The sequence below is a fragment of the Abyssicoccus albus genome (genome assembly GCF_003815035.1).
In the GTDB taxonomy this organism is placed as follows: domain Bacteria; phylum Bacillota; class Bacilli; order Staphylococcales; family Abyssicoccaceae; genus Abyssicoccus; species Abyssicoccus albus.
The window spans coordinates 847,633-871,223 of record NZ_RKRK01000002.1; the positions used below are offsets into that span (position 1 = coordinate 847,633).

Annotated in this window: 21 protein-coding genes and 1 other annotated feature; all 21 genes read right to left on the minus strand. The window is 34.1% G+C overall.

The annotated features are described in order from the left end of the window. Nucleotides 1-4 precede the first annotated feature (4 nt). A complete protein-coding gene (locus EDD62_RS04130; protein WP_077140083.1) occupies nt 5-523 on the minus strand; it encodes an adenine phosphoribosyltransferase in 519 nt (172 codons plus the stop codon). Nucleotides 524-532: 9 nt separating this feature from the next. Then, nucleotides 533-2,758: a single-stranded-DNA-specific exonuclease RecJ gene (gene recJ / locus EDD62_RS04135; RefSeq protein WP_123807636.1), complete on the minus strand. Its 2,226-nt coding sequence runs from the start codon at nt 2,756-2,758 to the stop codon at nt 533-535. Nucleotides 2,759-2,844: 86 nt separating this feature from the next. Further along, nucleotides 2,845-5,124, minus strand: a complete 2,280-nt coding sequence (gene secDF, locus EDD62_RS04140) for a protein translocase subunit SecDF (protein ID WP_123807637.1) — start codon at nt 5,122-5,124, stop codon at nt 2,845-2,847. A 183-nt stretch (nt 5,125-5,307) separates the two neighbouring features. Further along, complete coding sequence (gene yajC, locus EDD62_RS04145) at nt 5,308-5,574, minus strand: preprotein translocase subunit YajC (protein WP_249037328.1); 267 nt, start codon at nt 5,572-5,574, stop codon at nt 5,308-5,310. Between the two features lie 12 nt (nt 5,575-5,586). Continuing rightward, nucleotides 5,587-6,735 (minus strand): tRNA guanosine(34) transglycosylase Tgt, encoded by a 1,149-nt coding sequence (gene tgt / locus EDD62_RS04150; protein ID WP_123807638.1) that lies wholly within the window; start codon nt 6,733-6,735, stop codon nt 5,587-5,589. Continuing rightward, the gene (gene queA, locus EDD62_RS04155; protein WP_123807639.1) at nt 6,716-7,768 is read right to left on the minus strand and encodes a tRNA preQ1(34) S-adenosylmethionine ribosyltransferase-isomerase QueA; all 1,053 of its coding nucleotides are present in this window, start codon (nt 7,766-7,768) and stop codon (nt 6,716-6,718) included. The genes tgt and queA overlap by 20 nt, the downstream gene beginning before the upstream one ends. A gap of 2 nt (nt 7,769-7,770) precedes the next feature. Next, nucleotides 7,771-8,781: a Holliday junction branch migration DNA helicase RuvB gene (gene ruvB, locus EDD62_RS04160; RefSeq protein WP_077140078.1), complete on the minus strand. Its 1,011-nt coding sequence runs from the start codon at nt 8,779-8,781 to the stop codon at nt 7,771-7,773. A 12-nt stretch (nt 8,782-8,793) separates the two neighbouring features. Next, nucleotides 8,794-9,408, minus strand: coding sequence for a Holliday junction branch migration protein RuvA (gene ruvA / locus EDD62_RS04165; protein WP_123807640.1), 615 nt, complete (start codon nt 9,406-9,408; stop codon nt 8,794-8,796). 15 nt (nt 9,409-9,423) lie between these two features. After that, the gene (gene obgE, locus EDD62_RS04170) at nt 9,424-10,716 is read right to left on the minus strand and encodes a GTPase ObgE (protein WP_123807641.1); all 1,293 of its coding nucleotides are present in this window, start codon (nt 10,714-10,716) and stop codon (nt 9,424-9,426) included. Nucleotides 10,717-10,834: 118 nt separating this feature from the next. Next, a complete protein-coding gene (gene rpmA, locus EDD62_RS04175; protein WP_077140075.1) occupies nt 10,835-11,119 on the minus strand; it encodes a 50S ribosomal protein L27 in 285 nt (94 codons plus the stop codon). A 10-nt stretch (nt 11,120-11,129) separates the two neighbouring features. Next, nucleotides 11,130-11,450, minus strand: coding sequence for a ribosomal-processing cysteine protease Prp (locus EDD62_RS04180; protein WP_077140074.1), 321 nt, complete (start codon nt 11,448-11,450; stop codon nt 11,130-11,132). Nucleotides 11,451-11,452: 2 nt separating this feature from the next. Further along, complete coding sequence (gene rplU / locus EDD62_RS04185; protein ID WP_077140073.1) at nt 11,453-11,761, minus strand: 50S ribosomal protein L21; 309 nt, start codon at nt 11,759-11,761, stop codon at nt 11,453-11,455. Between the two features lie 12 nt (nt 11,762-11,773). Beyond that, nucleotides 11,774-11,845 (minus strand) — a sequence feature (ribosomal protein L21 leader region). Nucleotides 11,846-11,889: 44 nt separating this feature from the next. Beyond that, a complete protein-coding gene (gene mreD, locus EDD62_RS04190; RefSeq protein WP_123807642.1) occupies nt 11,890-12,414 on the minus strand; it encodes a rod shape-determining protein MreD in 525 nt (174 codons plus the stop codon). Further along, nucleotides 12,414-13,274: a rod shape-determining protein MreC gene (gene mreC, locus EDD62_RS04195; RefSeq protein WP_123807643.1), complete on the minus strand. Its 861-nt coding sequence runs from the start codon at nt 13,272-13,274 to the stop codon at nt 12,414-12,416. The genes mreD and mreC overlap by 1 nt, the downstream gene beginning before the upstream one ends. A 68-nt stretch (nt 13,275-13,342) precedes the next feature. Next, the gene (locus EDD62_RS04200; RefSeq protein WP_123807644.1) at nt 13,343-15,082 is read right to left on the minus strand and encodes an ABC transporter ATP-binding protein; all 1,740 of its coding nucleotides are present in this window, start codon (nt 15,080-15,082) and stop codon (nt 13,343-13,345) included. Next, on the minus strand, nt 15,079-16,821 hold the full coding sequence (locus EDD62_RS04205) for an ABC transporter ATP-binding protein (protein ID WP_123807645.1): 1,743 nt from the start codon (nt 16,819-16,821) through the stop codon (nt 15,079-15,081). The genes EDD62_RS04200 and EDD62_RS04205 overlap by 4 nt, the downstream gene beginning before the upstream one ends. A gap of 314 nt (nt 16,822-17,135) precedes the next feature. Continuing rightward, nucleotides 17,136-17,258, minus strand: coding sequence for a hypothetical protein (locus EDD62_RS09370; protein ID WP_282957912.1), 123 nt, complete (start codon nt 17,256-17,258; stop codon nt 17,136-17,138). A gap of 38 nt (nt 17,259-17,296) precedes the next feature. Then, nucleotides 17,297-18,925, minus strand: a complete 1,629-nt coding sequence (locus EDD62_RS04210; protein ID WP_123807646.1) for an N-6 DNA methylase — start codon at nt 18,923-18,925, stop codon at nt 17,297-17,299. Nucleotide 18,926: 1 nt separating this feature from the next. Next, a complete protein-coding gene (locus EDD62_RS04215; RefSeq protein WP_123807647.1) occupies nt 18,927-21,836 on the minus strand; it encodes an Eco57I restriction-modification methylase domain-containing protein in 2,910 nt (969 codons plus the stop codon). A 587-nt stretch (nt 21,837-22,423) separates the two neighbouring features. After that, a complete protein-coding gene (locus tag EDD62_RS04220; RefSeq protein ID WP_123807648.1) occupies nt 22,424-22,630 on the minus strand; it encodes an NUDIX hydrolase in 207 nt (68 codons plus the stop codon). 183 nt (nt 22,631-22,813) lie between these two features. After that, on the minus strand, nt 22,814-23,560 hold the full coding sequence (locus EDD62_RS04225) for an HAD-IIB family hydrolase (RefSeq protein WP_170152773.1): 747 nt from the start codon (nt 23,558-23,560) through the stop codon (nt 22,814-22,816). Between the last annotated feature and the right edge of the window lie 31 nt (nt 23,561-23,591).

Below are 23,591 nucleotides of genomic sequence, written 5' to 3' on the forward strand. Positions count from 1 at the left end.
TATACTAGTCTTCATAATCCATTAATGTAATCACATCATAGTCTTTTAACTTTTCTATGCCATTCAAATACTTTAAATTGATCAAGAATGCGATGCCTGCAACAACACCACCAAGTTTTTCAACAAGTTTAATTGATGCTTCAATTGTACCACCTGTTGCCAATAAATCATCTGTAATCAATACACGTTGACCAGGTTTAATCGCATCTTTATGCATCGTCAATACATTAGAGCCATATTCAAGGTCATATTCATACTTGATGACTTCACGTGGTAACTTACCTTCTTTACGCACAGGTGCAAACCCTACACCTAACGCATAACTTACTGGACAACCGATAATAAACCCACGTGCCTCAGGACCGACAACGATATCGATTTGTTTTTCTTTAGCGAATTGAACAATTTGGTCTGTCGCATATTTATAAGCTTCTCCATTGTCCATTAATGTCGTAATATCTTTAAAACTAATACCTTCTTTTGGATAATCCTCAACAATTGAAATATATTGCTTTAAATCCATTTGGTTTGCCTACTTTCTCATTAAATTTTCTATCATTAATTTGATTTCTTGTGAACTAGAAAGAATAAAGTGTCGTTCAATATCATATTGAGATCGAAGACTTTCATAAACTGTTGTATTAAATAAGTCCGTCTTACCTTCAATGTTTGAATTAAGTGTTACAACATCCTGTTCTATTGTAACAAAATTCACCTCAAAAAACATATTCAAAATATCTTTCACTTTAAACGGATTCATCGATAAATGTTCACTCATTGAGACACCGTGTTCGACAATATTCACCTGTTTAATTTGCTTTAAAGTAATAAATAATGATTTACATTCTTCTTTCGTCGGAAGTCCTCGATAATATATATCTGCTTGTGCATGATATTTTAATACAATTCGATGCCCTCTAAATGAGTCAATCAATGATTTAAATTGATCCATCGACTGAGGTAACTCCATTAAATATAGCACTTCAATACCATCAAGATTTGTCGGTTCATATTTCACATCATATGAATCACCGACAAGTGCAACGTGACGTTCTTTATCTGGCTCAAAATTTGCTTGACTTCGCTCATCAATCACTTGTAAATGATCCACTTTCAAATCTTTCAACATCAATTGTGGTTTCTTAATATTATTCCATTCATTAATATCTACTTCTCCAATTAAGTCGACATCATCTTGAGGTGTTAACCATTTCACATAATGTCCTAAATTGAAAGCAATGATATCCAATCCATCAGTCGTTTGAAGTTTTAAATGTTTTTGGTCTGTCCCAATCGCTTTAATTGAATTCATTGACATGTGTCTCAATGCAAACTTTGGTTTTTCAAAGCCGATACCGAAAGGGGCGAATGCATTCAATTCATCAATATTCTTGTTCGTCAGATGATGCGTTTCCACTTCACCATGATATGTTAACTCGGGTTTAACGTCTTGAATTTCTAACTGTTTTGCACGATCTTCAATCAACTGTACAACTTCATCGTAATTCGATGCTTCAATCGTCACACCACACGCCATGCTATGACCGCCAAAGCTTTTCAATTGTGGCCTAACATTCATCATCAGTTCAAATAAATTAATCCCTTCGATACTTCGACCTGATCCTTTATAATGTTTTTTCTCTGAATCATAATTCAACAAAATGACTGGCTTATTCACCGATTCAACAACACGTGAAGCAACAATGCCTAGTACACCTTCATGCCAGCCTTCTTCACTCAGGATAATAATCGGCCGATCAATGACTTTAGCACGTTGAATAGCATCTTCTGCAATCGATTGAACGATGTTTTTTCGATCTACATTAAAGCGTTCCACTTCTTCAGCAATCGCAATCGCTGATGACATATCTTCACATAAGAGCAACTCGACAGCGAGCGTCGCATCGTCGAGACGACCGACTGCGTTCAATCGTGGACCGATAATGAATACAACCGTCGTTTCAGTGACGTCCCCTTGATATTGCGCTTTGTTCAAAAGCGCTTTAATAGCGACCGGCATCGATTGATTTAAAGCATTGAGTCCTTCTTTCACTAACGTTCTATTCTCATGTTTCAGAGGCACGAGATCACTAATTGTCCCTATCGCAACATACGGTAATAAAGATTCTTTCATTGTTGGACAGAGTGCACAACATAATTTGAACGTCACACCGACACCGGCTAAATGTTTATCACCGTAATCCCCTTCAGGATGGTCTTGGTGTAAAATAAACGGTGTATTCGGTAACTTGTCTTGCACTTCATGATGATCCGTCACAATTACATCGATACCTTGTGACATAGCATAATCAATCGCTTCAAACCCTGCGATACCATTATCAACGGTAATTATGAGCTCAACGCCACTATCAATCAGTTCCTGAAAAAGTGTCACATTTGGACCATATCCGTGTTCGAATCGATTAGGTATGACATATTCAACGAGTGCTCCTAAATGTGTCAATGTTTTATACAAAATAGTCGTACTCGTCACACCGTCAGCATCGTAATCCCCATAGATCATTATTGGCACTTGTTCATCGATTGCGGTTTGAATACGGTCTACAATTTCCTTCATACCATACATATCATCAGGGTCATACTCAATGCGTTCAAACAATTGCTTCACATCTTCAGAAGTAAATTCTAATGCACTCAAATATTGATGCTGTAATGGATTTAACTTAAGTTGTTTCGCCTCATCTTGTGCGATTTTATGATGACTTTTTACACTCCACTTATACTTAGATTCTATCATCCTTATACCACCTTAAAAAAAGAGACTACACAACAATTGTACAATCTCTTATTATGCAATAAATTAATGAATCGACAGTTACAAACTTATACTAGTATCTTTTCATCATCTTTTGACTTCTCTTCATAGACAACAAGTTGTCCTTCGGATTTCTTCAGTTGTTGCTTCTTCAATATCGCCCACAATTGAACAGCAATGAATACCGATGAATAAACACCAGAAATCAATCCAATGAATAACGCCACTGAGAAGTTGAAAATACTATCCGCTCCAAAGAACACGAGTAATACAACAACAAATATTACCGTCACAACAGTATTGATAGAACGTGTTAATGTTTGTCTTAACGAGCGGTTGACGATTAAGTCAATTTCTTCACTAGATTTGATCACTTTGAATTTTCTTAAATTCTCACGAACTCTGTCAAAAGTGACAATCGTATCATTGATTGAGTAACCAATAATTGTCAATACCGCTGCAATAAACGTAATATCGACCTCTAGCCTTAAAATACTAAACATTGCAATGATAATAAATGCATCATGTAACAAAGCAATAACACTTGGCAAAGCCATTCTCCATTCAAAACGAATTGTCGCATAAATAATGATTCCAATTGACGCAATTAATAAACTGAGAATTGCATTTTTCACAAGTTCTTTTCCAATCACTGGTGATACAGTACTGACATTCGGTTCTTGACCATATGCTTTATTAAACTTATCTTTCACTTCAGATATCTTCTCTTGGTCCAAATCATCTTTGACTTGAATTGTAGCACGTGTTTTATCTTGCGATAAAGTGACATCACCATCATCAATTTTTAAATCATTCAATGATTTCTCGATATGTTCTGTTTTGATGGTTTCATCACTTGCGACATCAATACGAGTACCACTTGTAAAATCAATCCCTAAGTTCAATTTAAAGACCGTTAAAATGATGAGCCCTGTTAAAATGATTAATCCGCTCAGTGTGAAAAACTTTTTCATATATTGAACAAAATCATATCGATCCCATGCGGTCGTCAAATCATGGATATCTTTACCTTCACTTAATTCGTGTCTCATCGATGGTCTTACACCGAAAAATCTGAACTTTTTGTTTAAGTAATTCGATTTTACAAGCAATGATAACAATAAACGTGTTAAGAATACGCTCGTCACAAAACTTAACAGAATTGAAATCAATAACATCGTTGCAAATCCTTTAACACTACTTGTTCCGAAAAAGAACAACACTAAAGCAGCAATAATCGTTGTAATGTTCGCATCGACAATCGTCCATAGTGATTGTGCCGAACCTTTTTTATATGCTTGTTTCACAGAACGACCGATACGAATTTCATCTTTGATTCGTTCATACATAATGATGTTCGCATCAACCGCCATACCGACACCGAGAATCAATGCTGCAATCCCAGGTAATGTTAACACACCACCAATCAAGTTGAATGCCACTAACGTTAAATAAATATATGTACTTAGTGTAATAACTGCAATGAGTCCTGGAATTCTATAGAAAATGAGCATGAATATAAATACTGCTAACACACCTAACGCACCAGCAATGACTGTCTTCTCTAACGCTTGTTCACCGAATTGTGCACCAACACTTGTTGAATATATTTCATCTAATTCAACGGGTAATGAACCAGAGTTTAATAATGCTGCAATATTCTTCGCACGCATTAATCCTTCTTCACCTTCAAAGCCACCACTGATCATAACATCACTCGATTGAATCGGTTCACTGACGTTTGCCGCTGAAACATACTTAGGATCTTCTTTTTGTGATTCCTCCATGAATGAATCTTCGCCTTCTTTAAAATCCATCCATATGACCATCATGTTCTCTGGTGGTGTCTTTTCACTAATTTCTTTCGTCACTTCACCAAATTTATTACTATCTTTCAGTTTCAGCGAGACCATTGGATTGCCATTCTCATCAAAGCTTTGAGATGCACCGCCTTCGACTAAATCCTTACCTGTCAGTAACGCCTTGTCGTTCACATCTCTAATCGTTAAATGAGCTTGCGTAGACAGTAATTTACGCGCTTCGTTTTGATCTTCAACACCTGCAAGTTGAACACGGATACGATTCCCTTCCTCAACTTGAATCACCGGTTCACTCACACCAAGGACGTTGACACGAGATTCTAATGTTTTGGCGGCAGATTTCACCGCAGTATCATCAATCTTATCTCCCTTTTCAAGTGGTTCCACTTGGTATAACACTTCGAAACCACCTTGTAAATCAAGCCCTAAATTCACTTTGTTGACGATATCTTTTGTCGTCACACCCATCAAGCTTGCAAGTAACAGTACAATTAACATAAACGAAATAATAAAACTACGTTTTTTCACATTTACACCTTCTAATATTTAATACTTTCTTTGATGTATAATACTTATTTAGTATAACGGATTTATTTACCGAATTAAACTATCACTCAACTTAAATTAAAAATATAGCTTAGACAATGTCTAAGCTATGTTGAACATCATATGAAGCATATTCATATGAATCTTTTTATTTTTATAAGTTTATTAATTCGTAATTTTTTCGCGAATCGCACCACGGTTAAACATTAAACGTGTATCTTCTTGATTGACAGACAATTCAACGAAGTCATTGTCAAAGCCAACAACCGTTCCTTTTAACCCTGAATTGGTCATAATCACATCACCTTTTTGGATGTTTTTTTGAAGTTCTCTCATTTCTTTCGCTTGTTTGTTCATTGGGCGAATCATAAAGAAATAAATGATTGCAAATAAAATAATTGGCACCAAAATGTTCATATATGAAAATTCCATTGGTCATTCCTCCTAAAAGTTTTTTGGATTTTCTACGTTTAATCCGTATTGTTCAAAGAATTCTTCTTTGAAATCTAACAATCGATCTTCACGGATTGCCTGTCTCACATTTTCCATTAATTTGAGTAAAAAGTAAAGGTTATGAATTGATGTGAGTCTCAATCCTAATATTTCATCGGTCTTAATCAAATGTCTCAAATAAGCTTTCGTGTAATTTTTACAAGTATAACAATCACACGATTCATCTAACGGTGTGAAGTCTCTTGCATACTGTTCTTTCTTCACCACTACTCTACCATTACTCGTCATCGTCGTACCATTTCTTGCAATACGCGTTGGTAACACACAATCGAACATATCAATACCACGAATGACCCCTTCGATTAATGCATCAGGACTACCGACACCCATTAAATAGCGTGGCTTATGAAATGGCAATAATGGCGTCGTATGTTCTAACATACGATACATAATATCTTTCGGTTCGCCAACGCTCAATCCACCAATTGAATAGCCAGAGAAGTCCATCGCAACAAGTTCTTTCGCACTTTGTGTTCGAAGTGCTTCGTACTCTCCACCTTGAACGATACCGAACAATGCTTGATGTTTATCATGTCCTGACTTAATATGATGTTCTAATCCTCGATGTGCCCAACGTGTTGTTCTTTCAATAGATTGTTTGACGTAATCGTATTCAGCTGGAAACGGTGGACATTCATCAAAACTCATCATGATATCAGACCCTAAATCATGTTGAATATCCATTGCTTTCTCTGGACTCAAGAATAGCTTTGAGCCATTTAAATGGTGCCTAAAATGAACGCCTTCTTCTTCAATCTTACGCATATCACTTAAAGAGAACACTTGGAATCCACCGGAATCAGTTAAAATCGGATGATCCCAATTCATAAATTTATGAAGACCGCCGGCTTCTTTAATAATATCACTACCGGGTCTTAACCAAAGATGATAAGTATTACTCAAGATAATCTGTGAACCCACTTGTAATAATTCTTCTGGACTCATCGTCTTTACAGTGGCTAGTGTTCCAACTGGCATAAATATTGGTGTTTCGAAAGTGCCATGAGGTGTATGTACTTTACCTAACCGTGCACCACTTTGTTTACATGTTTTAATATGTTCATACGTTATTGCCGCCATGTTGTTCTCCTTTATAAATAAACATTGCATCACCAAAGCTAAAGAAACGATATCGTTCTTGTATTGCTTCACTGTATGCTTTCATAATTAATTCTCTTCCAGCAAGTGCTGAGACAAGCATCATCAATGTAGACTTCGGTAAATGGAAGTTTGTAATCAATCCATCAATAGCCTTGTATTCATAACCAGGATAAATAAAAATATCCGTATATCCGCTAGATGCTCTAAACTCATTGTACATTGAATAGACCGTTTCAAGTGTTCTTGTCGATGTCGTTCCGACACTAATGATCCTCTTACCTGCAAGCTTCTTATCATTCAATGCCTTCGCTGTCACTTCATCGATTTCATAATATTCACTATGCATCGTATGATCATCAACATTGTCTACTGACACCGGTCTAAACGTCCCGAGTCCAACGTGTAGTGTGACATAATATATATCAACACCTTGTGCAATTAACTGTTCAAGTAATTCTGTCGTAAAGTGTAACCCTGCAGTTGGTGCTGCAGCCGATCCTGGCGTTTTCGCGTACACTGTTTGATAACGTGAAGCGTCATCTAACGTTTCTTTGATGTATGGTGGAAGTGGCATCGTCCCTAGTTTATCCAATATATTTTGTAAAATGCCATCGTATTGAAGTTTTAACTGTCTAATGCCTTCATCTTGAACAGCGACACACTCGGCAGTTAACACCCCTTCACCAAATAAAATCTTATCACCAATTTTAATGCGTTTCGCAGGTTTAACGAGAGCTTTCCACGTGTCTTCACCGATATCTTCTAACAACAAAATCTCAATCGCCGCACCTGTTTCTTTCATGCCAAATAATCTTGCAGGAATCACTTTCGTATTGTTCAATACGAGAGCATCACCTGCTTTTAAATAATTTTGTATATGGAAGAATTGTCGATGTTCAATACGTTGATTTGCATAATCTAATGTAAGTAGACGACTTTCAGAACGCTCTTTCAATGGGGTTTGAGCGATCAAGTCATCAGGTAAGTCAAAATCAAATTGTTCTACATTCATTGCTATTTCCTCAATTCATTGTTTAAACTATTAAAATATTGATGAGCAAATTGCGTTGCTCGTCGTCCTCTCGTCGTTCGTTCAATAAAGCCTTTTTGGATTAAATACGGTTCGTATACGTCTTCTAACGTAATCGTTTCTTCACCAATCGATACTGCAATCGTATTTAAACCTACAGGTCCTCCGTTATATTGTTCGATGATACAATTCATAATCTTATGGTCGATATGATCAAGTCCATATTGATCGATATTTAACAGTGTTAATGCCTTATTCGTAATCGTTAAATCAATAACATTATCATTCTCCACTTGAGCAAAATCTCTTACTCGACGTAATAATCTATTCGCTATTCTCGGTGTTCCGCGAGAACGTTTTGCTAACGCCTCAAGCGGTTGTTCACTAATCTCTATGTTAAAAATTTCACTCGTCCGAAGAATGATTGTTTGCAAGCTTTGTTCATCATAATATTCGAGTCTTAAGTGAACGCCAAATCGATCTCTTAAAGGACTTGATAGACTCCCCACACGCGTAGTTGCTCCAATGAGGGTAAAGGGTGGAATGTCTATTCTTAGGCTTCTCGCTTCTTCACCTTGACCGACTACAATGTCTAATATAAAGTCTTCCATCGCAGAATACAACACTTCTTCAACGACACGAGGCAATCGATGAATCTCATCAATAAATAACACATCGCCTGGTTGTAAACTCGATAATATCGCAGCTAAATCACCAGGGCGTTCAATCGATGGACCCGTAATATTACGCATATTGACATTCAATTCATTCGCTATAATATTTGCAAGCGTTGTTTTACCAAGACCTGGAGGACCATATAGCAATACATGATCTAACGATTCTTCACGAAGTTTTGCTGCATCAATGAATACTTTTAAGTTGTTTTTTATTTTTTGTTGACCGATATATTCATGTAAATACTCAGGGCGAAGACTTCCTTCTACATGCTCCTCACCATCGTGTTGTAAATCATCTACTATACGCTCATCTTCCATAACAAACACATCCTATGAAATTAATATTTGAAATGACGCTTTCACAACCTCATCCACCGTATCAAACGATTTACCTTTCAAAGCCTTTTGTACCTTTTGTTGCTCACGTTTCGAATAACCTAAGCTTTCAAGCGCTAGCATCGCTTCTTCAAACATCGCCTCTTGTGATGCATCATGTTGTGGTACGTCATGAGTCGATTGCTCGTGATGAGATGTGTCATGATCAAAATGAGACAATTTACCTTTTAAATCTAGAATTATTTGTCTAGCTGTTTTTTTACCAATGCCAGGAAACTTAATTAAGTAACCTTCCTCTTCTTGTTCAATCGCACGAACAACACCACTTGGTGTACTTGATGCAAGAATGGCTAATGCACTTTTCGGACCAATGCCAGTCACTTTAATTAATTCTTTAAACATTTGTTTTTCATCTAATGATTTGAACCCATAAAGTGTCATACTATCTTCTCTGACAATTTGTTCAGTAAACAGTTCTAACTCATGATTTAAATATTGATTAAATACATATGCATTTGGTGTGTGTACACTATATACGACACCACCTACATTGATTTCGAGTATGTTTTGGTTTATTGATACACATTTTCCAATGAGTCTAGCAATCATCTAATCAACCCTTCATTATTCTATAAATTCAAAGTCTGCTTCTAAAATACGCACCGTATCTCCATTCTTTGCGCCTTTTTTACGTAGTGCATCGTCAATCCCCATACCACGCATTTGACGTGCAAATCGTCTGATTGCTGCTTCGCGATTAAAGTCAGTCATCTTAAATAACCTTTCAATCGCTTCACCCGACACAACATAAGCACCATCATCTGCACGACTGATTGTAAATGCTTCATCTGACTTCTCATGTCGATAGACAACACGATGTTCACGTTCATCAATCGTAATATTTGATTCATTCATTTGTTGCTCTACTTCTTCTAGTTTATCCGCAATTTTATACAATAATTCAGGAATGCCTTCTCCTGTGATAGAACTAATTTGAATAATTTCAAGTGGTTCATCTAATTGTTCATTGAATAACTCAAGTCCCGCTTCTCCATCAGGTAAATCCATTTTATTAGCGACGATGATTTGAGGACGTTTTGCTAATTGTTCGTTGTATGCCTTCAGTTCTTTATTAATTTGGACATAATCATCATATGGATTACGACCATCTGTACTAGACATATCAATCATATGAACGATTAACTTTGTCCGTTCAACGTGTCTTAAAAATTGGTGACCTAATCCAACGCCTTCAGCTGCACCGTCAATCAACCCTGGTAAGTCAGCCATCACAAAACTTCTATTGTCAGGCGTATTGACAACACCTAAATTTGGCTTAATCGTTGTAAAGTGATACGAACCTGTCTTCGGTTTGGCACCACTCACCATCGATAGTAACGTTGATTTCCCAACACTTGGATATCCTACTAAACCAACATCTGCCATTAACTTTAGCTCTAAAACGATATCAAACTCTTGTCCTGGTTCACCATTTTCAGCATAGTCAGGTGCTGGATTTGAAGGCGATGCAAATCTAGAGTTCCCTCGACCTCCACGGCCGCCTTTGGCAACAACTGCACGTTCTGTATGTTCAGTTAAGTCAGCTAACACTTCATCCGTTTCAGCATTTTTAATAATTGTGCCTGGTGGAACTTTTAATACAGTATCTTCTGCATTTTTTCCATGCATATTTTGACTCATTCCATTGGTTCCTTTATCTCCTTTGAAATGTTTTTGGAACCTAAAGTCCATTAACGTTCTCAGTCCTTCATCGACTTCGAAGACAATGTCACTGCCTTTACCACCGTCGCCTCCACTTGGACCGCCCATTGGAACGTATTTCTCTCTTCGATATGCAACGATACCGTTACCACCGTCGCCTGCTTTGACGTAAATTTTAACGTGATCTATAAACATCGTTTCCCCCTCCTTACATTTATGTATTTCATAATTTCATAATTACAATTATTATATCAAACTCTTTATCCAAATAAAAAACTACACTTCGAATGAAGTGTAGTTTAATGTATAGATATTACTTCGCTTCAGCGTACACTGATACACGTTTCTTATCTTTACCCATACGTTCGAATTTAACAACACCATCTACTTTCGCAAATAAAGTGTCGTCTCCTCCACGTCCAACGTTTTCACCTGGATAAACTTTCGTTCCACGTTGGCGGTATAAAATTGATCCACCCGTAACGAATTGACCATCTGCACGCTTAGCACCTAAACGTTTAGAAATTGAGTCACGTCCGTTTTTCGTTGAACCTACACCTTTCTTACTCGCAAAAAACTGTAAGTTTAATTTTAGCATGATATCCACCTCACTTATATTGTATGTTTATGAACTCGCCATAGGATTCTTGTATTGTAACAAGTGATACAATGATTGTCTGTAAAATCAGTTGTGACTTATCATCATGAATGTCGAATGGCTTTATATCGATAAATCCTCGTTCTTCATCCATATCAAGTGTCGGTGTATCATCAGACAATTTCATGATGGCATTAATGCCACCAATGACTACTGCTGAGGCTCCGGCACATACTAAGTCTTTACCGTATTCATCATAATCTGCATGACCATCCATTGTCAGCTGTGTGACTTCAGCATCATCATTCATATGAATCATTACATTAATCATAACTATGCGTTAATCTTTTCAATCGTCACTTTAGTGAATGGTTGACGATGACCTTGTTTACGCTTGTAGTTTTTCTTAGCTTTGAATTTGATCACAGTAATCTTCTTACCGCGGCCATTCTCATCTACTTTAGCAGTAACAGTTGCTCCATCGACTAATGGCGCACCGACTTTAGTCGTTTCACCACCAACGAATAATACACGATCAAATGTGTACGTTTCTCCAACTTCAGCATCTAATTTCTCGATGAAAATCGTTTGACCTTCTTCAACTTTAACTTGCTTTCCGCCTGTTTCAATAATTGCAAACATAGTTGCACCTCCTCATAATATAAGACTCGCCATGCAATGGTGGATTGCTCACTTATAACCATTCACGAGCGGTTGATGCTTTCATTTGCATTCAACTTCAATAGAATACCACATTGACAATGCACGTGTCAATGCTCTTTATTAAATGAAATCCGTTTTACTACATTAAGTAATTTAATAATCCACGGGAATAATATAACTAATAATAGTGCATTCAATATTAATGAAGGAATTGCTTTGAACCATAGAAATGTCATCAACGATGTATGATGTAAATCGACAAGTCTAAACATGCTGTAAGTATAGACATCAAGTATGAAAGTTAAAAATAATATGATGATGAGCATCGTCTTAATATGTCGATAAAACATTCTAAACATAAATGTCATAATAAATACCGTAAATACAAAAATAAAGGTATAAATTCCGTACACCGTTGAATAGTATAAATCATTAAATATCCCTGCTAGAAAAGCAATAATATAAGCAGTTTTGCTATCTTTATAAATCGCTACAACTAAAACATACATAAAGAGTAAGTGTGGAACGATATAAATGTCCATACCGCCTATATGAAATGGATTGTAAAGACTCAATAAGCTATCAAAATAGAAACAACAAATCGCGATCAGAATGAGTAGTATATACTGCATTACTCATCACTTCCCTGTTCAAGCGTCTTATCGTTTCGCATTGCAACGTATACATAGCTAATATCATCTAAATTTACACTTGGCTTCACATAGGCGATTTGACTCAAGCCAAATTGGTCATTTTCAATTTTTGTAATTTCCCCAATTAAGAGACCTTTCGGAAATTGACCACCAAGGCCAGACGTAACGACTTTAGTGCCTTTTTTCAGCTTTGTATTGTTATCCATATCTTCAACGACAATATGATTGTTTTTATCATCGTATGACTGCACAAGACCAAATACATCTTGACCTTTTTCTTGAGCGATGACACTCAGTTTACTATCATTCAACGTCGATGTAATCATTTCCACAGTCGATGAATACTTATTCACTTTAGTGACCTTACCAATAAGACCACCTGTCGATATAATGGCCATCCCTTCGTCTACCCCACTTGTTTCCCCTTTATTGATGACAAACGAGTTCATCCATTGATCAGGATTTCTGGCGATGACGGTTGCACTTAATGGTTCATACTCATCAATCGATTCCGTTTTAAGCTGTTTTTTTAATGCACTATTTTCTTTTTTAAGTCGATGCAAATCACTTTGAACTTGCGGATAACCCGCAACCATTTCTTTTAACTTTTTGTTTTCCTCTAACGCTGTAAAAGCATCCGATAAATGATCGACAACCCCTGATATTTTTTCAGCTGGGTAATTGACTACACGTTGACCAAGTGCTGCTGTATCCCCTAAAAATTGTTCAGGCAATGTCGCTTCATCTCGATTCGCTACCGTTAAACTAATCATTATGATTAATATAATGACTGCAAATAAAATAAAAACTAATGAATTTTTCTCAAATTTGTTTTTCACACTTACACCTCATCTACCACTAAACTCAAATATTAGTTTATCATAACTTATACAAAGCGTAAGCAAATTTATTCGTTACGTTGACCTTGTAACTCATACATTTCTTTATAATAACCATCAAGATTCATTAATTCCTGATGTTTTCCACGTTCAACGATTTGACCTTTATTTAAGACAATAATTTCATCAGCATGTTGAATCGTCGACAATCGATGGGCAATCATAAATGTCGTACGTCCCTTACTCAGGACACTCATCGCCTGTTGTATCATTTGTTCAGTCTCAGAATCAACGTGGCTCGTGGCTTCATCCAAAATTAGAATCTTAGGGTTAAAGGCAAGTGCTCTTGCAAATGAAATCAATTGACGCTCACCACTACTAAAGGTTGCACCTCGTTCTGTCACTTCGGTATGAATACCATCCGTTAACTGCTCGATAAATTGTCTTCCACCGACTTCATATATTGCTTGAAGTGCATCTTGTTCCGAAATTGTTGGGTCATCTAATGTAATATTTGATAAAATCGTACCACTATATAGATATGGATCTTGTAATACGATCGCCATATGTTGACGTATTGACTGCTTACTGACATCTCTTGATTCATAATCGTCATAATAAATTTCACCGTCTGTCACGTCATAAAATCTAAACAATAAATTCATAATTGAACTTTTCCCAGAACCAGTATGACCAACAAGCGCAACTGTTTCTCCTGGCATCGCTTCAATATTAATGTCACGTAAAACATATTCATCAGGTTTGTAGCTAAATGAAACATCTTTAATATGAACATAACCTGATAATGCTAATGATTTATGAGGACGTTCAACTTCTTCTTCACTATCCATCATTTCAAATACACGTTCACTCGACACCGCTGCTTGCTGCATCACTTGAAACTGGTTAATAATGTCGAATAGCGGGTTGAACAACCGTGTGACGTAATCAACTAATACATACATCATTCCGACCGTAAATGCATTCGTCTCACTCAAAAAGTTAATTCCGAAAATATAAATCAATATTGCGAATATAATTGAGCGAACACTATCCATTAACGTATGTCCACTCATGCTATCCATGCGAATGATTTTCGTATAATTTTTTAAGTAAGATGCGTTCATTGCATCGTATTCTTGTTGGATCTTTTGTTCTTGGTTGAACGCTTGGATAATCGTCATACCATTAATCGATTCGTTTAACATGGCGTTCATCTCACTGTTTTTCTCACGTACTTCGTGATTGTATTGATTCGTGATCTTACGATACAAATACATCCAGATAACAACCATTGGCACAATAATTAATACCATGACGCCTGCTTTCGGTGACAGGAAGAAGATTGCAACCGTAATCCCGGTAACCGTAAATGCTCCGGAGATAAATGCTGGAATGACGATGGTAAATAGCTCTAAAATCGTCTGTGTATCATTTGTTATCCTCGCAACGACTTTTCCTGCAGGTAAATTATCAAAATACTGTATCGGAAGCTTTTGAACATGCTTAAACAAATCGATTCGCATACTTTTAATTGCATTAGAACCTGCCAGTTGAATAAAAATCATTTGGAAATAACTGAGCACTGCAAAGACAACCATAATCGTTAAATAAAGAAGCAATAATTTAAACACTGCATCCAATTGTATGGATCCATCACTGTTCTTAATATGTTCATCAATGATATGCATTGCAACGAGTGGTCCAGTCAACTCTGTAATCACGGCGAAAATTAATAAGATAATTCCGACGATAAAATACGTCTTATACTGTGTCATATAATGCATTAACCGGCGAAAATGTTTCATGACATTTCACCTCCGTTTAAATCTTGAAGTTGCAATTGATCATAATACCAACCTTTCAATTGACTCAGCTCAGCGTGTGTTCCTTTCTGAATAATACGGCCTTCTTCTAACACAACGATAATATCTGCATGACGCACCGCACTGAGACGATGCGCTGAAATAATCGTTGTTTTACCTTGTCTTTCTGTCTGGATATTTCGAATAATCGCATGCTCTGTCTTTGCATCGACTGCAGATAATGAATCATCGAGTATGAGAATTTCTGGGTTTTTGATCATTGCACGTGCAATCGATATACGCTGTTTCTGTCCTCCAGAAATTGCAATCCCTTTCTCACCGACTAATGTCTCTAATCCATTTGGTAAGTTTTCGATATCTTGAGTAAAGTGTGCTAGTCGAATGGCTTCGTCAATTTCTTCATCTGTAGCATCCTCTTTACCGAATAAAATATTCTCTTTAATCGTTCTAGAAAACAAGATATGTTCTTGTGGAACGTAACCGATTAAATTGCGGAGTTCAATTTTTGTCAATTGATCCAATTGATACCCACCAATTTGAATAATTCCTTCACCTGTTGGATACTCTTTTAAGATTTGCTTAATCAATGTCGTTTTACCCGAACCGGTTTTCCCGACAATTCCTAAAGTTTCACCACGATGTAAACGAATCGATATATCTTCTAAGTTATTTCGATCACTGGATGGATACTTGAACGTCACAGCATTGAACTCAACATTCGTATCATCAGGTACGAGTTGTTCTAACGGATCATCAATGACTTCTTCGGCGTTCAATGTCTCTTCAACACGATCCAAACTCGCATTACCACGTTGCATCACATTGAATAACATTCCAATCGCAAACATCGGCCAAATTAACATGTTCAAATAAACGTTGAACGTAACAATTTCTCCAATCGTCATCTCACCACTGTTCACCAATACCGCACCGTACCCTAACGAAATAATAAAGCTAATCGCCATAATAATTATCGTCATCGGTTTAAACCATGCATCAAGTTTTTCAACCGCCATAAATTTATTGACGACGTCATTTGTCATCGACTCAAACCGATCATTGACACGCTCTTCTTGAACGAATGCACGAGTCACACGAACGCCTTCAATCAATTCAAGCACCGAATCATTCATATCTCCAAATGATTTCTGACTGATCATATATTTCGCGTGAATTTTTTTACCTAGAATTTGTCCGAGATATGCAAGCAATGGCAATGGCAATAACGCAAATAACGTTAATTTCCATGAAATCGTAAACGCCATCGCCATTACGATAATACCTAAGTATGTCACTGAATCAACAAGTGTTAACACACCGAACCCAGCCGTCATGCGAATCGCTCTTAAATCGTTCGTCGCACGCGCCATTAAATCCCCCGTCCGATTACGTTCATAAAACGACGGACTCATCTTCAGAAACTTCGCCATCAACTTCCGCCTTAACAAACTCTCTAAAATTTGTGAACCACCGAATAAGTTATAACGCCATCCAAAGCTCATGACATATGTAATGATAATAATCAAAGCAAATAATCCGATAATCTGAAACAAACGTTCATTCGTTAACGAACTCGCATCGATCAAGTCAATCGTATACCCAATCAATCTCGGTGGTATAATTTCTAAAACATTTACGATCAACAACATAGTAATCGCGATTAAATACCGCTTCCAATATTGTTTAAAGAACCACTCTAACTTCTTAAAAATCGACAGCATAAAAGCCACCCCTCTTTCATTCTCTTTATAGCCGTCTCACTCACAATAAAAAAAGAGACTCATCATATAAAATGAGTCTCTTCCATTCATTGAATATGAGGATACACTCCTCTATGAATCAATGATTCTATTATAAAGGCGTGCATAATTATGCCTTAAGTTAAATAGAATATTGTGAGGAGATTGAAGTATGAAAATTTAAGCAGTTGCACAATCTTTGAAATCTAACAACCATTCTAATCTCCTCCTTTCTAATATTTAATTTAAGAATACTATAATTTTTTGAAAAGTCAATATAGTTGATATAATTAAATTTAAAAATGACCATGTTCCTTTAAACTATAATACACACCATCTCCAATAATGAAGTGAAATTTAGATTCAGCATCTTTTTTTGAAATGTTGGCTAAACTCTCAATAGCAATCCAATAATTCAAAAGCTTATTTTCCTCGCTCTGCCATCTTGCCTGTGACATTATTTCTTGGTTCGTTTATCTTTTAGTGACTTCCATATATCATTGCTAATATGCAAAATATCCTCATCAACATTAAAGTGTTTTATTAAGTTTTGATTTACCCATAAAACTATTGACTCCAAACTTTCATTTGAACGTAACTTATTGTCTAGCTCATCGAACAAGGTTGTTTCATATTTATTAAATGAGTAAAAGTCTATTTTTGGAAGAAATATATTTTTTAAATCTCCTGGAAGGATTTCTAATGCACCACCGCCAAAAATACGCCCTTCTAATTCAAATGTCATTAATGCTAAGCTAGAATACAATGCAAAAATAACTAACTTTGAATTGACACCTTTTTTTATTTTTAAACGATGAAACGTATCAGTACTTGTCGCATCTAAATCATTTAGAATAATTTTTGGGCCTTCACCTATTCTTCTTAATAGAAATGCATCAGGATTCCATATAGATGGGACCTCATACCATCTATCCCTTAAACTTAATTTATACCCTATATGTTCCTTGGCCTTTACCATTTCTTCAATATAATTAATTGCCTTCCCTTTTAATTCTTTATTATTAAAGTCTAAAAGCCATACATTTTTGTTTGCTTTTTTATTCTCTTCAAAGTCTATCGAGTCATAGGTGATACCCTTTACTTCTACACTTCTTCCTAATAAAGGTATTGCGTACTCTTCTAATTCATATTTTTTCAATATTGTATCATTAATAGCAAAAACCTTATTATTACCTGTCGTTATCCCAACTTCACCTTTGATGTAATCATTAAAATAAGATACTAAATTATCTTTTCTGAGATTCAGATAAAAAGTTTTGTGGTTATTATCAATAAAAACAGATGACCATTTATCTGTTTCATAGTAATAATTTTTTAGCTCATCTAATACAAATGGTTTCTCACGTATATTAAGCATTTTTAATTTAGATATATCTGTTAAATTAACGATTTTTAATTTATGTTTTTGTTCCTCCTTCTTAATCTTTTTCTTTCCTACGATTAAAAGCACATCTTGTTGAATATTATTGAAAACAGTTTTCTCAAAGTTTATTATTGTTAATTCAGATAATCTATCGTTAAATAATTTCCGCAATTCCTTTGCATAATTAACTTGTAATAAATCTGTTGGTAATACAAATAGCATAACTCCATCTTCTTCTAACATTTCTATGGAAGCAACAGTAAAAGCAACCCATGCATTAATAAGTTTATTTGGTTTCATACCATTATTAGTTAATATTTCACTTTGATAATCTCTTTGTTCCTGAGAAAGATATTGATAGCGTATATATGGTGGATTTCCTACTACATAATTATATTTTTTCTCTTTATTCTTTTTATAGTACTCGTAAAAGTCTATGTTTATGACGTTAAATCTATCATCTTCTAAAATTAACTGTCTAGCTTTATTAGCTTCTTCTTTTATTAATTCTATCCCAACCATATTAAATGCTAATTCGCCCTCTTTAAAATCATTTATAAAGGCACCATCACCTATACTTGGCTCTAAGACAGTAAAGTTTTCCATACTATCCTCTTTAATATAATTGTATATAAATTTTGTTATTTCTGGAGGAGTATAATAACCACCACGTAATTTATCAGCAGATTGATTTATTTTCATTTTATTTACTTTCAACTACTTTCTTTTCTAATAATGCATCAATAATTTTGTTTATTTTATTTATTAATACACTTTTCTTTTTATTAAAAATAACTATATTACTTTCAACTACTTCACCTTCAATCAAATGATTGATTTTTTCAATATCTCTAACATACCTGTTAATTAAATGATAATATCTTTTTTCTTCACTACTTTCAAAATTAATAGGTAGCAAAGGTATTGCATCATACAAATAAGTACCATGAGTATAATATTCGCCTTCAAAATTGCTACCAATAACTTTAAAAATCATGTCCGTAAAAGAGTGACTAAACCATGCCTGTAAGTATTCAATTGAATATAGCGAATTTTCCTTTGGCATGATAGCTATATATCCGGCAGTTCCACCTGATGAGATTAAATAATTTTGACGATCAATATTAAAATTCGGCTCTTTTGACATAACACCTACAATTAACTTATCCTGATTTAATTCTTTCAAGTGTTGACTCCGTCCGAATCGATACCAATGGCTTGGTTCTCCACCGCTCATTTTTCTTGATGATAATTCCTTTTTGTGATCATTTAAATATTTCCAAGCTAATGGAAATTGATTTTGCATAAAATCAATATTATAAGTAATCCCTTTATCATACGGAAAGATCACATATGATTTTGACTCTAGTTTTTGATATGACTTACCAATGCTTTGATTAGAAGTTTTTTTATAATACTTGTTTAGTATGCCTTTTTCTATTTCGTACTCTCTATTATTTTTCTTAAAACAAATGGTTGTGTCATCTTCACTAACAATCTCACTTTCATCTATAATATACACAGCATTCTTACTCGTTTGAATACCATTACTAACTATTATTTCGTCTGTAATTTTAGGAAAATTTCTAATAGCAAACTCATACAAATCTCTTTTATTTATATCATCGACTAAAAACCAGCCTTCTTTTGTTAATAGTTTTGTTTCATAGATAGTCGGGGTTTTCAAGTGTATGTCTTCTAACTCTTTTACCTCCATATATTGAAATGCATCCTTACCTATCTCTAATGTTAATATACATACATAAATGGTTACATTTTCGAATAACTGAGTATATTTAAAATTAATTATTTTTTTAAGTGCTTTATTTTTTTGTATATATTCTCTGAGCTTCAATCCTGAATTAGAATTTATAAACTTATTTGGTACAATTAACGTTGTGGTAGTTTCCATATTACTTTTCATTAAATAATTCAAAGCTTTTTCTATAAATAAAAAGTATTTATCGTACTGTCTATAATAGCTTATGTATTTATTTTTATATACCTGAATTTCTTCTTTAGTAGTTGCATTTTTTATGTGTTCCGTCTTTAAATAAGGAGGGTTACCAAGAATAACATCAAATGATTCAGGTAATTCTTCATATTTAGGTGCAATATCTTTAATTTTTTCAACACTTAATTCGCTAATATCTAAATCATTAAGAGATACTAAAGAATTTCCGTGTAATATATTCGACTTTAGATTAGGTAATATTGGATAAGGTTCATGTTTTTGGCGACTTTCATGCCTTAAAACCCTTAATAGTAACGAGAACCTAGTTAATTGTGTAGCCAATATATTTATATCGAGTCCGTATAACATTTCTTTAATAATTCTTAGTTTACTCTGATAAGGAACAATCAAGGGCGATGCTGGCCTTTTTAATGTCCTGGAATAATAATCTATCAAATAACTTTCAATTATATTATAAGCTTCAATCAAAAATGTTCCTGATCCCGTAGCTATATCTAATATTTTCATATTAAAAATTTCATTTAAATTTTTATTTTTCAATTTATCCGCTAGAGATTCTTTAACCATATATTTCACAATCTCCTCAGGTGTTGAAACTACGGATTTAATTTTTATATCTTTTGTAGGTTCTAATGTAACGTTTCCATTGATAACTTCTATTTCTGTCTGTAAATACATCTCATACATTTTACTTAAAATCTCTAATGGAATTATTGAAAAATCGAAAGAACTTTGTGGATAATAAAGTTCTTGTACAATATCATCTAATGTCGATGTTTTTATGAATTGTATTGTCTTGTCATTAAATATTTCAGCATTATATTTTCTATCCAAGTGTTTCAAAAAGTTTTTTGTCTTGATTTCTTCATTTAATAGTCGATATAAAATTTGGGATTCTTCTAATTGATTATCCTCTGCAAATCTCAAAAATACAATTTGATTCAACAATTTTTGAACAGCGATGTTTAAAATTTCTTTATTTTCATATTGCTTTTCTTTAGATTCATATAAATCGTTTGCTAATAATAATCGCCAATTATTTATTTTTTCCAAAAAAACATTATCAAGATTATCTTTAGTGGCTGAATCCGGAGTTATTTTATCTGTCCATTCATCAAAATATCCAGTTTCGACAGATTCCCTTGATAATAATTTATAGATTTCATCAAACTTAGTTACATAATCTTTATAATGATAATGTTTGTATCGAAATTTGCGATTTAAATTATCTTCATTTTCATCCGGCATCATGAATGTTTGGTAAATTACAAGATTTTCAAAATTACTCAATACTACTATTTTATGATTAGCGTTCCAGGCATACTTTTTAGCCTGTAATATTGAATTTTGGTGGGTCAAGATATCTATTTTAGGTCTTTTTGCTTCAAGAAAAAATTTTGATTGTCCGTATTTTCTTAATGAATAATCCGGTCGCTCAGCCTCACTTACAAATTCTTCAATAATAACAGATCGTTCAGAATAGGGCAAATTATCAGAGTTAGTTACATCCCAGCCTAATTCTTTTAAAAAAATATCTAAATATTCTTGTCTTAAAGTTTGTTCATTAATATTTCTTATCTGCTCTGTTGATAAATCACTAAATTTATCAATTAATTTTTTTATCTTATTTTTATTCATCTGTTAAAACTCCCTTTAGAATATAGACTTTTTATCTTTGTTTTTTAGAGTTTCATAATTAAGTTCAATTATACTTCTTAACCTGGAGGTTATATTTTCTATCTTTTAAATCTATAACCTTACATTATTTTAAAAGAAAAAAGGGTTTCTTTTGAAAGTCGCCACCTTCTACGACTTAATCTACCAAGAAGGGTTTCTTTTGAAAGTCGTTGTACTCCTACGACTTATTCTATATATATAATAATACACTTCTATAGAAAATGAAAAATTTTATTTTGGATATATTTCCAGTTGTTAGATTCTACTTATCATTTGCAATAGTATGTGAAACTCGATGTCAATGGTGTTTCTAATTACATAAAGAAGTAGTTATACTCATCAAATATATTTGAACCTTATTGCAAATTATAGATATTAATATAAACTACAAGATTTTTCAAATCTAACTTGTATAAACAATGTTCTCTTATTAGGAAGTTAATAAGTAAAATAAAGTTTGGAAATATCATCACACAGGATTATAGTTATTTATTGTAATAGGTGCTATTAAATATCCATTGTCGAAATAGTATGTTAAAAATTATTCTTTAATTTACATGAAGCTCACTCTGACCATTAAGCCAATCAATGATAAAGAAGGAATGTGAATGGTTTAATTTAAGACAAGGAATTTCCCCTTTATCAATAAATTCGAGTTGCTTTGACTCATTAGAGCGATTTAATGTGCCAACATATTCTGATGATTTAAATACAATATTAATCCCGTAAATCTCATCATTATTAGGGTACTTCACAAAATTCTCTTCTGCAGAAAAAAATACAAATAATTCAATGTATTTGTGATTTATCCTGATTTTGATTATAGCCTAAAAATACTACAGAAACCTACCAAGGCTACTGTAGGTCAAAATCAAATTTTGAATTACATATCTTCTTCCATGATAATTAAATTTTGCATCTTACTCGATTAAAAATTCTTATACATACTCTAAAATTGATTCACTAACACTCTCCACACCCTTCATAATCACTACCTCATCATCTAACTCAATATCTTTGATCGAATCACTAACATAATGTGCTTGTTGTGCATATTTAAGCAATTCATAGTCATTGATATCATTACCATATGCAGTATAATCAGTTTCTCCAAATAACCTTTTAAATGTCGTATATTTATTAATACCTGTCGATGTAATATCTATATTCCGCTCATCATCGTGATAATTAATACTTAACCCATCACCGCTTGCTTTTATTAAATTTGATATTTTTTCATAATACTCTTCAGCTATACCAATTAAAATAATTTTAATCGGCTTTCGAATTTCATCCATCCCAATATTATGAGCTAAATTAGCAGGGTCTAATTGTTTTGCAATCATATTATCTTTAGGGATTTTCGCTGAGTAATCAAATGACCCATCAATAATATAATTTAATGAGTAATCTTTTATCAGCTTCTTTATAAATGAATAATCATGATCAGATATATAGTCCATCACTTCAATCTCATCATTTTTCGAAACGATTGATCCATTACCACCAATCAGTGTACAGCCATTAAATTCATTAACAACTGGTAGTAAATCTCTAATCGGTCTTGCAGAAGCAAAAACAACATCATTTTCTTGTTTTAATTTAAAGATTGCTTCTTTTATAGGATCTTCTATCGTCTGACCATCAAAACAAATCGTGCCATCTACATCAAATACAAATATCATAATATCCTCCAACATTTTTTAAAAATTTATC